This is a genomic window from Spirulina sp. LEGE 11439, assembly GCF_059821285.1.
Genome location: NZ_JCAMRX010000008.1, coordinates 78,023 through 91,773 on the forward strand (window position 1 = coordinate 78,023; position 13,751 = coordinate 91,773).

Here is a 13,751-nt window from a genome sequence, read left to right on the forward strand (position 1 = left end):
ATAGATGCACCCTGATTCCTTTCCTCCTTGGCTTTCGCAGTCGAGGAGTTTTTATTTGGGTTTCAGAAAAAATAATTAAAAAGTATCCGGAATGAAGAAATAAATCCCAGTAGATAGAGAGTAATAGATGCACCCTGATTCCTTTCCTCCTTGGCTTTCGCAGTCGAGGAGTTTTTATAGCACTATGATGGCTGATTAGGATATATTTCTCTCTCTGTGTTTCTCTGTGACTCTGTGGTTCATTTTCTTCATATCCTAACGTATTTGCGTAATGCTATATTTGAGTATTCCGCTATTCCTTTCCTTTTCTCTTCTTCTAAATCCATCCTCGCAGCCAATAAACCACAAAACCGATATATTCTTTCATCGCTTTCGTTGCTCTTTGTAAGCGATCGACATCAGGAATAAAATTGAGTAACAAAGCCTTGATGCTGTTGCTTGGTTCCTGTAAAAGTTGTTCCGTGACGAGAAAATCAGTCGATGCTGGAATCGCTTCTATATTTTGCTTTCTAAAAATCGCCAGCGATCGCGGCATATGTAAAGCCGATGTTACTAACAAAACCCGCTTCATTTTCCTTTGTTTTAAAATTTTCGCCACATTAACCGCATTTTCATAAGTATTTAACGAGTCAGGTTCTTGTATAATTGCCGAAGTAGGAACGCCGATCGCTTCTAAAAACTTCTCAGTATCTGCGGCTTCGGGAGGACCGCCACCCCGCCATTGAACTCGTCCTCCCGAAGCAATAATAAAGGGTGCTTTACCTTCACGATATAAATGAGCAGCAAAAAGAGCGCGATCGCCTTGTTCACTAACCTCAACGGTAGAACGAGGAGGAGAAATCGGACGCAAAGACCCCCCGAGTAAAACAATAACATCGGCTTGAGGAAGTTCTCCCTCGGGTAAATATTTCCACTCCAAAGACTGCACGATCGCATTACTCACCCAACCATTCCCCGCTAATAATAAAACCAGTAGCGCCAAAGCAATAGGAATGGGAGTCCAACGGGGACGAAACCAGTGAATGAGTAAAGCGATCGCAAGCAACATGCAAGTGAACCCAAGGGGATATAAAAATAAGGGGAGGAGTTTGGAAAAATAAACAAACATTTATTTTGTTATAATCAACAGCTAACAACTAATCATCAATTATGCTCGATCTCACCAAACTAGCGCGACAATTACCGGGAATGAGCCAGCATTTGCAACAGGAAGCGAAGATTAGTCGCCAACGTTTAGAAAAAGCGCGATCGCTACTGGAAGAAGTGCAAGATCGCCAAACAGAATTGATCGAAGTTCAAGAGAAGTGGCGCGATCGCCTCATTTTTGCTGCCGCGACTCCCATAGAACCCATTGATACTTGCAAAGATTTACAAGCACCTGTAGAAAAACATAGTGTCTTTGCTACAGATGGTTCTCAAATTGCTCCTTCTCATCACGAAATTGCTTATTGTTATCTTGTTAATGTTGGGCGAGTGATGCTGCATTACGGGCAAAGTTTGCACCCTCTTCTCGATACCATTCCCGAAGTTTTTTATAAAGCGGAAGACCTCCACATCTCGAAACAATGGGGTATTCGTACAGAAGAATGGATGGGACATCGACGAACGGTTTCTGAAGCACAAATGCTGTCGGAAATGGCTTGTAAATGGGTGCAACCTCCCGGACCTCATTCCGACCCTAATTTGGCTATGGTAGACGGATCTTTAGTGTATTGGTTTTTAGATGGAATGCCCACCGAAGCCCGCGATCGCCTTCTTCCTCCAATCTTAGAAGCATGGGAAAAGTTACGCGAAAATCGCATTCCTTTGATGGGTTATCTCAGCGCATCTCGCCATATCGAAGCAACTAATTTTCTTCGCCTTTGTGCATGCCAATATGAGACCCCTGATTGTTTGACTCATTGCGATTCTAATAGTACTTCAACTTCTCTCAAAGGATCTCAAAAACTCAATCGCCTTCCTTGTCAAATTGTCGAGCCTTTGCGAGACTCGACCTTATGGATAAATTTCTTGCAACCCGGACAGCGTGGTGCATTGTGGAAAAGTCGAGCAAAAATTCTCGATTTATATCCAGAATCATTACAAGTCTACTTTTGTTACATTCATGTTGGCACAGAAGTTGCGCGGATTGAAGTTCCGCGTTGGGTGGCTGAGGATGAAGAATTATTCGAGCAATCTTTAAGCATTATGTTAGGGCAAGTTTATAAAGGGGCAGGATATCCCGTGGCGATCGCGGAATCTCACAATCAAGCTGTTGTCAAAGGTGGCGATCGCGCCCGCTTTTTTGCCTTATTAGAAGACCAAATGTTGAAAGCCGGATTGCGAAATGTGGGAACCTCCTACAAAGATCGGTCGAAGAAACGCTTGACAGCATAGCGATCGCGAATTCTTAGCAAATTTTGCTAGAGTAAACATTCGTGACAAATTCGAGGGTAATGCACGTTTTGAAAAACTGGTGGCAAAAATTTGAGAAATATCCCCAACGCAATCGGTGGATTTCTGGAATTTTGTTGGGTGTAACTTGTTTTGTTGCGTTTCTGTGGTACTTAGGCAGTGTGGGTTTAGTTGATGAAACCGAACCTTTATTTGCTGAAGCTGCCCGTCAAATGACCGTGACAGGAGATTGGATTACCCCCTATTTTAATGGGGCGACACGCTTCGATAAACCTCCTCTGGTGTATTGGTTAATGGCGATCGCGTATCAAATCGTCGGGGACAATGCTTGGGGGGCGCGTTTGCCTTCAGCCCTATCCGCGATCGCCATGACTATTTTAGGGTTTTTCACCCTCCGAAAATTTGGTTTTCCTGCTCCCAAATCTGTCACAAAAGAACCTAATTTTCCTCGTACCCAGCGTCAACTTTGGCTTTCCGCTTGGATGGGTTCGGCAATGATAGCGCTCAATTTACAAACAATGGTTTGGGCGAGAACAGGTGTCTCGGATATGCTCCTCACTGCCTGCATGAATGGCGCAATTTTTTGCTTTTTCTGGGGCTATTGTTCAGTCACCAGTCACCAGTCACCAGCGATGCGACCCCGCGTCGGCGTAAGACGCAAGGGAACGCGCATCAAGACAGTCACCAGTTATCAGTCACCAGTCACCAGTCACCAGTCACCAGTTAAGCAACAGAAAACAGACAATAATACCGTTTTATCCTTTCTTCCGAATCCTTGGTATATCGCGTTTTACGTGCTTTTGGCTTTGGCGGTTTTAACGAAGGGTCCGGTAGGAATTGTGTTGCCCGGATTGACGATTTTGGCGTTCTTGTTTTATGTGGGAAAATTTTGGGAAGTTGTGAAAGAAGCAAAGTTTGTTTTTGGGGCAATTCTCTTTAGCATCATTACTATTCCTTGGTTTATCGCAGTCATTTTGGCGAATGGTCAGACCTATATTGATACTTTCTTTGGTTATCATAATCTCGAACGGTTTACCAAGGTCGTTAATCAACACTCAGCACCCTGGTATTTCTATTTTTTGGTAGTACTGGTTGGATTTATGCCTTGGTCGTTATATTTGCCGATCGCAATTGCTAAATTGCGCTTTTGGCGGCGTTCTTTTTGGCAACAACAACCGAGATCGGCTCATTTAGGACTGTTTGCTTTTTGCTGGTTTGCAACAATTTTTATCTTCTTTTCCGTGGCCGTAACCAAACTTCCCAGTTATACTTTACCTCTCCTTCCCGGTGCCTCAATTTTAGTGGGATTGTTTTGGAGTCAAGAATTAACGCGAGAACGAGATATAAAAAATCGCCAAGATTTGAGCTTTTTTATAACAGGAATAGCTAACATTATTTTCTTTTTGCTACTGGTTGTGGGTTGTCTCTACGGACCTTATACTATTGGTTATGACCCCGCCGCCTTGGATTTAGCCGAGCAAGCCCTAAAAAGTATTCTGCCAGAAATTGCGGCAGGGATCTGGTCGCTTGGAGCGATCGCGATCGCTTTGCTTTTATGGCAGCAAAAAAACTGGCGTTGGATTTTCTGTGTCAATTTTATCACTCTATTCTGTTTTATTGTTTTTGCCCTCCTGCCTGCCGCTTCTTTTGCCGATGATTTGCGTCAGAAACCCTTAAGAGAATTAGCACAATTAGCCGGACAAGTCGAACAAACCCGAGAAGAATTTGTCATGATTGGCTTTCAAAAACCCAGCATTGTTTTTTATTCTCAACGTCCCGTAACTTTCTTTTCTCATACTCCTCATTTCTTGCAACGTCTGAAAGAAAATGCCAGCGATCGCCAAGAAGATTATCCGATTCTCATTCTCTCTCGTCCCGATAAGATTTGGGAAAGCAATCTTAAAACAGGAGATTATGAATATTTAGCAGCACAAGGAAGCTATCAACTCGTTCGCGTTAATCGCGATACAATTTTGCAAAGAAACCCTTGAACAGTTATCAGTGAATAAAGAACAATGAGAGAATTATTAGGAAATCGGGACAACAACAGGAAAAGCGTGATATATTGATAAAAATTAAAAAATCTCAATAAATATTTACATAATCTTGTTTAACACTTCTCTATTCTCTTTAACCCTGACCTGGCTGGCCGTAAAACGGCGAGACGCGCCTTTCTTTGCTAATTTTCAGTTTAGGCAAAGCCCTCTACAACGTCAACTCTGGCGTTTCTTTGCTGTATCGGGTTTTCTAGTTTCCGTTCCTGTCTTTTTTCAGGCTCCCCTAGTGCGTTTACTGCCTGAATTGAGTTTATTGCTGACAATAGTTTGGTTTGCACTGGCTTACTATTTGTTTAGAAATGCTAAATATCGACTCTGGGGAGATTTGCTGATTGGTTTTAGTTGGAGTTGGCTGGCAGGATCCTTATATTGGGGTTGGTTGCGCTGGGAACCGTTTTTGCATCTTCCCGTAGAAGCGATCGCCTTGCCCATTGCCCTCTGGGGACTCAAACGCGGTTGGGGCAAGATCGGCAATCTTTTCTATTTAGGCTCCTTATTGGGAACGGCAATCACCGATCTCTATTTTTACTTAACCGGATTAATTCCTTATTGGCGACAAGTGATGCAAGTTCAACCCGAACTTGCCCCGGAAATTTTCCATGCCGCGATCGCGCAGATCCGAAACCCTTGGGGAGCAAGTTGCGCCCTTGGATTGCTCGTTCTATTATTGATAACGGGAACGCGATCGCTCCAAAACCAAAAACTCCACTGGTGGGCATTTGGTGGAGCCGTCTTAAGCACAATTTTAGTGGATGGTTTATTCTGGCTGGCAGTTTCGCAGGCCTGATCGGAATAAAAATAGGGCAAAAGAAGCGATCGCAAAAGAAAGAATCATTGGATTTCTGATGCGAATTGCCAAAATCAATCCTAAAATATACCCAAGAAACCTCCATTTTGCCTTCAGCCCTTATTTTAAACTCCCGCATGACTCCGGGATCTACCCCCTACCTCATTCTTCGCACTGCCAATGGCAATCGCTATCTTCCTTTAGTGGGTCGCAATCACTGGACGGTGGGACGCAACGAAGATAATAATTTTGTCATTCGGGATCGCTGGATTTCCCGGAATCATTCCATGCTTCAATGTACGGAGTCAGGGGACTTTTACTTGATCGACCTCGGCAGTCGCAACGGTACATTTGTTAATGGTCGTCGTGTTAGCATTCCCGCGATCCTCAACAATAGCGATCGCATTACCTTCGGGCAAACGGAATTAGAATTTCACTGTCCGCCCAAAGAATTTCCCAAAAATTCAGAATTCGTCGAGAAGGAAACCTCAACGTCGGTTCTCCACGTTCGTCGCTTAATGTCAGTCATGGTGGTAGATATTCGAGATTTCACGGTTTTGGCGCGAAAACTAGATGAAAAAATTCTTTCTAGTTTAATTGGGGACTGGTTTCGACAAGCAGGAGGAATTATTCGCGACTCGGGCAGTTGGGTAGATAAATATATTGGTGATGCGGTGATGTCCCTCTGGTTTCACGGAGAAACCGCCATTGCCAAAGAAGAAATTATTCAAATTTTCCAAGCCATTAGCGATCTCAATAAAATGACCCACGATCTCGGCAATCATTATCCCTTGCCCTTTCAACTCAGAATTGGGGCAGGAATTAATACCGGCTATGCAATGGTGGGTAATACGGGAACCGGCGATCGCCCGGATTACACGGCGATCGGCGATACGGTGAATACTGCGTTTCGCTTGGAGTCTTGCACCAAACAGATTCAGCGAGATATTGCCCTTGGGGAAACCACTTACGATTACCTGACAGAATTAGGGATCGCACAGCAACGCTTTCGCCAGCATGTCGTCCACCTCAAAGGTTACGAAACCCCCACCGTAACTTACGCTTCCAGCTTTGAGGAGTTAGATAATTTTCTCCTTGATAAATTCCTTCGAGATAATAAAGTTCTTTAGTTATTGGTTATTAGTTATGGGGTTTCAAACAACAAACAACCAATAACAAACAACTTATAAGGAACTAGAATCAAGGCTTTCGGCTTCGGCTTCGGTTTCGGGGAGATGTAAGCCACACTCTTGTTTTAAGCCGTGAAAGCGAGTATCGCGTTCGTCTTCTCCAGCCATAAGAGGGCGGCTGGAATGCCAATCTCCGACGGTGACGTAACCTTGGTCGAAGAGAGGATGATAGGGTAAATCGTTCGCCATGAGATATTGATAAATATCTCGCGAGTTCCAAGGCAGAATTGGTAAAATTTTATAAATGTCTCCTTGAATATTGACAAAATTGAGGGTTTTACGGTGATTGGTTTGATTGTTGCGAAGTCCGGCCAGCCAGGCGGTTGCGCCTAATTCCTGTAAGGCACGCTGCATGGGTTCGACTTTGCGGATTTTATCGTAACGATTGAGGCTTTCCACATCGTGTTGTTCCCAGAGTTTGCCGTGGAGTGCCTCCATCCGTGCCGGACTGAGAGGGGATTGATAAACTTGTAAATTGAGGTGCAGGCGTTTGGTTAATTCGTCGGCAAAGCGATAAGTCTCAGTGGGAAGATAGCCTGTATCGACCCAAATCACGGGAATATTGGGAGAAATGCGCGTGACTAAATGCAGCATGACGGCGGATTGAATGCCAAAACTGGTACTCATGACCAAGCCGCGACCAAAAGTTTCTGCACTCCACCGCACGATTTCTGTGGCGTTAGCTTTTGTGTCGGTAAAGTGACGATTGAGCGTGTTTAAATCTTTGGGTTGAGGCGCTTCGGATCTAATGCTGGCGATCGCTGAGGAGGAATTGGTATTGTCCTCCCGTGTAATGGCATTAGCGAGGGGCGTTGTAGTCATAACGGAGTTTAACTCCCTTGAGTTCAATTCTTTTACTCAGTGTACACCTATCGAAATTTGAACCCTCTGTCAAGTTGTGGGGAAATCTTGACAAAGGAAGGTTTTTGGTGCTGGTATGTCGTTGGATACAGAGGTACGGTATTTTCGATCGCGAGTTTGGGTGAGTTGCGAGGGCAAGAAAATTATGGTCAGGCGATCGCGATCGCATTTTTTCCTTGATGACGGTTAACTGGTCACTGTTTAAGGATAAAACGCCAATTGAGGCAACCCTAATGTTTCTTCCCAGCCCATCATAATGTTTAAATTTTGTACGGCTTGTCCCGACTGACCTTTGATGAGATTGTCGATCGCCGACATGACAATCACGCGATCGGTTCGAGTATCTACAGCCAAGCCGATATAACAGGAATTCGTTCCCGCCGCCCATTTGGTTTGAGGATAAATACCATTGGGTAAAATTTTCACAAAAGGAGAGGAACGATAAAAAGCATTGTAAATCGTAATAATGTCCTCTCTGACCAAACCCGGATCGCGTAGAGTCGCGTAAACCGTGGCTAAAATTCCGCGTACCATCGGGATGAGGTGGGGGGTAAACTGCACTTTGACCTCATGGCCGGCCAAGTCACTGCAAATATTCTCAATTTCGGGGGTGTGACGGTGCGCCCCAGCAACATTATAAGCCGCCAGAGAATTATCTGCCTCGGCAAGAAGTAGATTAACGGCGGCTTTGCGTCCTCCTCCCGATGTCCCCGATTTTGCGTCGATAATGGCGGTTTCGGGAACGATTAATCCTTGTTTGAGGAGTGGAGCCAAAGCCAGCAAACTCGCTGTACAATAACACCCCGGACAGCCGATCAATGACGTTTCTCTAATGGCATCGCGATACAATTCCGGCAATCCATAAACCGCCGTTGCTGCCACCTCGCGATCGCTGCGTTCTTTTTTATACCAAGTCGAGTAAGTCTCCAAATTCTCAAAGCGATAATCTGCGGACAGATCGAGAATTTTGCATCCCTTTGCCAATAATTTTGGAGCCATATCGCAGGCCAACCCATTCGGTAATGCCAAAAAGACCGCCTGACAGCGATCGCCGATAACCTCCAAATCTATTTTTTCAATCTTGAGATTGAAGCGATCGCGCAAATGGGGATAGAGGTCGCCAAATTCTTTCCCTGCACTGCTGTTTCCTCCCACATAAACAATTTCTACATGAGGATGATCCAACAGCAATTTCACTAACTGAATGCCGCCGTAACCAGAAGCGCCCACAATACCCACAGGGATGCGATCGGAATTACTCATAGGGTTTATTTCCTAAAATCTTGAATACATTGGCAGCCATTGTAGTATCAAACCCGAAATTTAGGGAGTAACGGATAAAGAGTAACCCGTTAAGAGTCACAACGCGATCGCCCCTTATCTCGTTACTAATCCCTAAAAATTGTTTCGACTTGTATCAACCCGGCAACAGATCGGCCGCTAACTCCATCAGATCGGCTATGGTGATGAAGGAGAAATTAATTGTTAAAACATTGTTAAATTTTTAGACTATCCTATAGAGAACTGTCGTTGCAGTGCATAAAGCTATGACTCCGAACTTATTGCGTCAACTCTGGTCAGTGGTTGAAACGACCCAAGCTCCCGCCATCTTGGGACGAGATGATGCCAGCTTAGTCCAGTGGCTGTTAGAACAATTAGAGCAACAGCGATCGCTCGAAGGTCACGAAACCGAAATTCTCAGCGACTACATTCGCTCGAGAACCTCCCTCATTCGCGACTTAGCCGCCCAACGTTAAAATTTTGCGGGCAAATATATTTTGTATTCTTGCTGAAAAATCCCCCTTTAGGAAAATTTTTCAAACTTATTACCGTACTTTTAATAAATCTTTACAACTTGTATTGATTTACACTTCCCATTGTGCTTAACCTGATAGAGATTAAATAAACTATCAGTGTCCTTTAAGAAGTGGTGTGTAACAACAATGCGTAAAATTAGTTCTCTTTTACTAACCGCAGCGATCGCAACGTCTTTTGCTGCTTGTGCGACCCCTCCAGAATCCGGTTCCGGTGGCGAAGGTGAAGGCAGTACGTCTGCATCAGCAAGCCGTTTGAATGCCGTCAAAGAACGCGGTATCTTAAACTGTGGTGTTGATGGTGGTATTCCGGGTTTCAGTTACGTTGACGAATCGGGAGACTATTCCGGTTTAGATGTTGATGTCTGTAAAGCTGTAGCCGCCGCCGTGTTAGGAGATGCCGATAAAGTTGAGTATCGTCGTTTGGATTCCACCGAACGTTTTACGGCACTGTCGGGAGGAGAAGTGGATATGCTCTCGCGTAACACGACTTGGACCCTCAACCGAGATACAGAAGTCGGCATGGAATTTGCCCCGACAACTTTCTATGATGGTCAAGGAATGATGGTTCGCAAAGATAGCGGACTGGTAGAATTAAAAGATTTTGATGGCAAAGCTGTTTGCGTCGAAGCAGGAACGACTACAGAATTAAATCTAACTGATAAAATGCGGAAAGCAGGAGCCAGCCCGGAAGTCAAGACCTTCCAGCAAGCCGATCCTGCTTATGCAGCTTATGATGACGAACTTTGCGACGGTTTTACCTCGGATAAATCTCAATTACTTGCCCGTCGCAGTACCCTTTCCAACCCTGACGATCATATCGTGCTAGATGTCACCATGTCGAAAGAACCCCTCGGACCCGTGACAATCAATAATGATTCTGAATGGTTTGATGTGGTCAAATGGGTGACTTATGGTTTAATCGAAGCGGAAGAATTGGGAATTACTTCGGAAAATGTTGAGGAGATGAAAGAAAGCGAAGATCCTACGATTAAGCGTTTCTTAGGCGAAGAAGGAGACTTGGGTAAAGGGTTGGGATTGGATAATGATTTCATGGTGAATGTCATTTCCAGTGTTGGCAACTATGGCGAAGTCTACGAACGCAGCTTAGGACAAGAATCTCAGTTTAAGTTGGATCGCGGTCAGAATGCCCTATGGACAGAAGGCGGCTTGCTTTACGCCCCTCCTTTCCGCTAAACCCTTAGTCGCATAGTCATAAGCCCCCTCTCGAATAGACTGGGGGTAAAACTTTTCTCTTCCGAATATTGATAACTGATAACTGATAACTGATAGCTGAAAAAATGAGTGCCAACGAACAAAGTATTCCCTTGTGGCGAGACGATCGCTTTTGGAAAATTGCCTTACAAATCCTTGCCGTCCTTGCCGCGATCGCGATTTTCACCCTCCTCGGCTATAACTTAAATGTGAATATGCAGCGAGTGGGAATCGAGTTTGGGTTTGACTTTCTCCAATCTCAAGCCTCTTTTGCCATTGGTGAAAGTTTGATTAATTACGATCCGAGCGATCCTGTAGCCGGTTCTTATGCAAGGGTCATGTTAGCGGGTTTAGTGAATACTTTGCGAGTAGTTGTTTTAGGTCTGATCTTAACGACAATTGTAGGCATTGGGGCGGGAGTGGCCAGTTTTTCAGATAATTGGCTGTTGCGAAAAATCAGTCAAGTTTATGTAGAAATTGCCCGCAATATTCCCATCTTGGTGCAGTTATTATTTTGGTATCTGGCGGTTTTTTCTAAACTTCCCCGACCGGGAGATAGGCTCTCCTTTTTGGGTCTATTTTATGCCAGCAAGCGCGGGTTGTATATGCCGTGGCCGGGAGAAGCGGGACGGTTTGGCATCTGTGCGGTAATTTTGCTATTTGGGGCGATCGCCGCATTTTTCGTTTGGCGATCGCGGGTAAAAGCAATGGTCGAAGCCGGGGAGTCGGGACAAACCCAAGCGATCGTTCTTTGGGTCATGGCAATCTTTGCCCTTTTAATTCTTCTGTTTGGTTTGGGTTGGCAATTTCCCCACGAACCCGAAGAAGTCGGACAAATTGAAGGCGGCTTGAGACTCACATTAGAACTCAGCGCCTTATTAGTAGGTTTAATTATTTACACCGGAGCATTTATTGCCGAGATTGTCAGAGCCGGAATTCAGTCCGTGGCCAAAGGTCAATGGGAAGCGTCGAGAGCCTTGGGATTGCGGTCTAATTTAACCATGCGTTTAGTCGTTTTTCCTCAAGCCTTGCGAGTCATTATTCCGCCGCTTAACAGTCAATATCAAAACTTAGCCAAAAACTCCAGTTTGGCATTAGCGATCGCCTATCCCGATATTTATTCGGTCTCCAATACCACGTTTAATCAAACCGGTCGCCCCATCGAAGTTATGCTTCTTATCATGGTGACATATTTGTTAATGAACATGGTGATTTCTACCAGCATGAATCAACTTAATCGCAGCGTTCAATTACGCGAAAGGTAAGCAGAATTTCTGAGATTGCCAATACCGAATAACAAATAATAAATTAACGAATGACTACTATTACCCCTCAAAATCCCAACCCCGATATCGCACCCCCTCCAGAAATTAGGGACTCTCCGGTTAACTGGGTGATGAAGAATCTACTAACCCCTTGGTATAATGCCCTCATTACCTTCATTATTTTGGGGATCTTTGGTTATTGGTTTTATGGTTTTTGCGTTTGGGCATTCACTGAGGCGCAATGGACTGTTCTTCCTGCAAATTTACATCTCTTTGGTGCCGGACGCTATCCCAGCGAAGAATATTGGCGGCTATGGGTTCTGCTCAGTATTATAGTTATTTTTTCGGGTATTTCTTGGGGAATTGTTGCTCGTAATGCTAGTCATTTATTTAGCCGCAATATCTTAATCGGTTTGGCGATCGCAGCCTTGATTGCTTTTATCTTTCCTATCCCTCTGCCTTACAAATTAGCAATCATTGGTTTGTTACTCCTGCTTGCATTGACAGCTTGGGGAGGGCAGCAAGTTGGGGCAAAAATTCCCGGATTGGGTAAATATATTGCCATTAATTGGTTTTTGGTTTATCTCATTGGACTTTGGTTAATTGGTGGCGGTTTTGGCTTGGAAGGAGTGACAACGAGCAAATGGGGTGGTTTAATGCTCACGGTACTGATGGCAACCATTAGTATTGCGCTTTGTTTTCCCATCGGGGTTATTTTTGCCTTGGGACGACAGAGCCATTTACCCGTTGTGCGACTCTTTTCGGTACTCTATATTGAAATTATTCGCGGTATTCCCTTGATCGCAATCTTATTTATGGGTCAAGTGATGATTCCCCTATTTTTACCTGAAGGAATGCGCCCCGATCGCGTCTTGCGAGCAATTATTGGGTTAACAATATTTAGTTCTGCCTATCTCGCGGAAAATATTCGTGGAGGATTGCAAGCAATTCCTCGAGGTCAAACGGAAGCGGCTAAAGCATTGGGACTGAGTACGCCGTTAACCGTGTCTTTCATTGTCATGCCCCAAGCCATTAAAGCCGTCATTCCTGCAATTGTAGGACAATTTATTAGCTTATTCCAAGACACGACACTCTTATCTATTGTTGGCGTAGAAGAGTTCTTAGGAATCAGTCGTTCGGTTTTAGCTAATCCTACTTTTCTCGGCCGCAGTTCCGAAGTTCTGCTTTTTAACGGCTTAGGGTTCTGGATTTTTTGTTATGCCATGTCTGCGGGGAGTCGATATATTGAAAAACGCTTGAACACGGAAAATTGATCGCAGCGCAATGTTCCGTTTCTGAGCTAATTTGGTATTAACCTTTTTAAAACTCAATCAATTTCAAGGAGAAATCATTATGAATGGCCAGAATCTTACAAAAAACTTACAGGATACTAACGGTGTAACCGATAGAGAAGAAATGATTGTCGCGCGGGACGTACATAAATGGTATGCCAGCAATCAATTCCATGTTCTGCGCGGTGTCAGTTTAACGGTGAATAAAGGGGAAGTGGTCGTGGTGATGGGACCTTCGGGATCGGGGAAATCTACTTTTATTCGCACCTTTAATGCCCTTGAAGAATACCAAAAAGGTAATATTACGATTGATGGCATTGAACTTTCTCACGATTTAAAAAATATCGATGCCATTCGCCGGGAAGTAGGGATGGTTTTTCAACAATTCAATTTGTTTCCGCACCTGAGTGTATTGCAAAATGTTACATTAGCACCAATTTGGGTGCGTCGTCGCAAAAAAGCCGAAGCCGAAGCACTGGCCATGCAATTATTAGAAAAGGTGGGGATTTTAGAACAGGCGAAGAAGTTTCCGGGGCAACTTTCTGGGGGACAGCAGCAACGGGTTGCGATCGCACGGGCTTTAGCCATGCAGCCGAAAATCATGTTGTTTGACGAACCGACCTCGGCATTAGATCCGGAAATGGTTAAAGAAGTATTAGATACCATGCGTTCTTTAGCCAGTGAAGGCATGACAATGGTTTGCGTTACTCACGAGGTCGGATTTGCCGAAAACGTGGCGGATCGAGTTGTTTTAATGGCAGATGGGTTATTAGTAGAAGAAGCCAAGCCGGATAAGTTTTTTAATAATCCTCAACACGATCGCACCAAACAGTTTTTATCACAGATTCTTTAACGCAAACTCTTGAATACCGAAAC

Annotated in this window: 13 protein-coding genes; 10 read left to right on the forward strand and 3 right to left on the reverse strand. The window is 44.4% G+C overall.

Annotation, left to right across the window (positions count from 1 at the left end; translation table 11 throughout):
- Positions 1-316 precede the first annotated feature (316 nt).
- Positions 317-1,048 carry a YdcF family protein gene (locus AC6RV6_RS08150; protein ID WP_500240310.1) on the reverse strand — a complete coding sequence of 244 codons (732 nt, stop codon included), beginning with the start codon at positions 1,046-1,048 and terminating at the stop codon, positions 317-319.
- A gap of 101 nt (positions 1,049-1,149) precedes the next feature.
- Here AC6RV6_RS08150 and AC6RV6_RS08155 point away from each other — a divergent pair, with 101 nt between their 5' ends.
- The 4 genes from AC6RV6_RS08155 (at position 1,150) to AC6RV6_RS08170 (ending at position 6,368) form a co-directional block, all read left to right on the forward strand.
- Positions 1,150-2,376, forward strand: coding sequence for a DNA double-strand break repair nuclease NurA (locus AC6RV6_RS08155; protein ID WP_500240312.1), 1,227 nt, complete (start codon positions 1,150-1,152; stop codon positions 2,374-2,376).
- Between the two features lie 59 nt (positions 2,377-2,435).
- Positions 2,436-4,385, forward strand: coding sequence for an ArnT family glycosyltransferase (locus AC6RV6_RS08160; RefSeq protein ID WP_500240313.1), 1,950 nt, complete (start codon positions 2,436-2,438; stop codon positions 4,383-4,385).
- A 115-nt stretch (positions 4,386-4,500) separates the two neighbouring features.
- Positions 4,501-5,238, forward strand: a complete 738-nt coding sequence (locus AC6RV6_RS08165) for a DUF3120 domain-containing protein (protein WP_500240314.1) — start codon at positions 4,501-4,503, stop codon at positions 5,236-5,238.
- A gap of 137 nt (positions 5,239-5,375) precedes the next feature.
- Positions 5,376-6,368, forward strand: a complete 993-nt coding sequence (locus tag AC6RV6_RS08170; RefSeq protein ID WP_500240315.1) for an adenylate/guanylate cyclase domain-containing protein — start codon at positions 5,376-5,378, stop codon at positions 6,366-6,368.
- Between the two features lie 54 nt (positions 6,369-6,422).
- Here the strand turns inward: AC6RV6_RS08170 and cysH are convergent, their stop codons facing one another.
- Positions 6,423-7,250: a phosphoadenosine phosphosulfate reductase gene (cysH, locus tag AC6RV6_RS08175; protein WP_500240316.1), complete on the reverse strand. Its 828-nt coding sequence runs from the start codon at positions 7,248-7,250 to the stop codon at positions 6,423-6,425.
- 87 nt (positions 7,251-7,337) lie between these two features.
- Between cysH and AC6RV6_RS08180 the strand changes: the two genes are divergently transcribed.
- Positions 7,338-7,469, forward strand: coding sequence for a hypothetical protein (locus AC6RV6_RS08180; protein WP_500240318.1), 132 nt, complete (start codon positions 7,338-7,340; stop codon positions 7,467-7,469).
- Between the two features lie 21 nt (positions 7,470-7,490).
- Here AC6RV6_RS08180 and argC read toward each other — a convergent pair whose 3' ends face one another.
- A complete protein-coding gene (gene argC, locus AC6RV6_RS08185; protein ID WP_500240319.1) occupies positions 7,491-8,552 on the reverse strand; it encodes an N-acetyl-gamma-glutamyl-phosphate reductase in 1,062 nt (353 codons plus the stop codon).
- A gap of 284 nt (positions 8,553-8,836) precedes the next feature.
- On the opposite strand from argC, the gene AC6RV6_RS08190 reads away from it, so the two are divergent.
- From AC6RV6_RS08190 to AC6RV6_RS08210, 5 genes are all read left to right on the forward strand, one after another.
- Complete coding sequence (locus tag AC6RV6_RS08190; RefSeq protein ID WP_500240321.1) at positions 8,837-9,046, forward strand: hypothetical protein; 210 nt, start codon at positions 8,837-8,839, stop codon at positions 9,044-9,046.
- 186 nt (positions 9,047-9,232) lie between these two features.
- Positions 9,233-10,300, forward strand: a complete 1,068-nt coding sequence (locus tag AC6RV6_RS08195; RefSeq protein WP_500240323.1) for an amino acid ABC transporter substrate-binding protein — start codon at positions 9,233-9,235, stop codon at positions 10,298-10,300.
- Positions 10,301-10,404: 104 nt separating this feature from the next.
- Positions 10,405-11,583, forward strand: coding sequence for an amino acid ABC transporter permease (locus AC6RV6_RS08200; RefSeq protein WP_500240325.1), 1,179 nt, complete (start codon positions 10,405-10,407; stop codon positions 11,581-11,583).
- Between the two features lie 50 nt (positions 11,584-11,633).
- Positions 11,634-12,857 carry an amino acid ABC transporter permease gene (locus tag AC6RV6_RS08205; protein WP_500240326.1) on the forward strand — a complete coding sequence of 408 codons (1,224 nt, stop codon included), beginning with the start codon at positions 11,634-11,636 and terminating at the stop codon, positions 12,855-12,857.
- A gap of 142 nt (positions 12,858-12,999) precedes the next feature.
- Positions 13,000-13,728, forward strand: coding sequence for an amino acid ABC transporter ATP-binding protein (locus AC6RV6_RS08210; protein WP_500240419.1), 729 nt, complete (start codon positions 13,000-13,002; stop codon positions 13,726-13,728).
- The last annotated feature ends 23 nt before the right edge of the window (positions 13,729-13,751 follow it).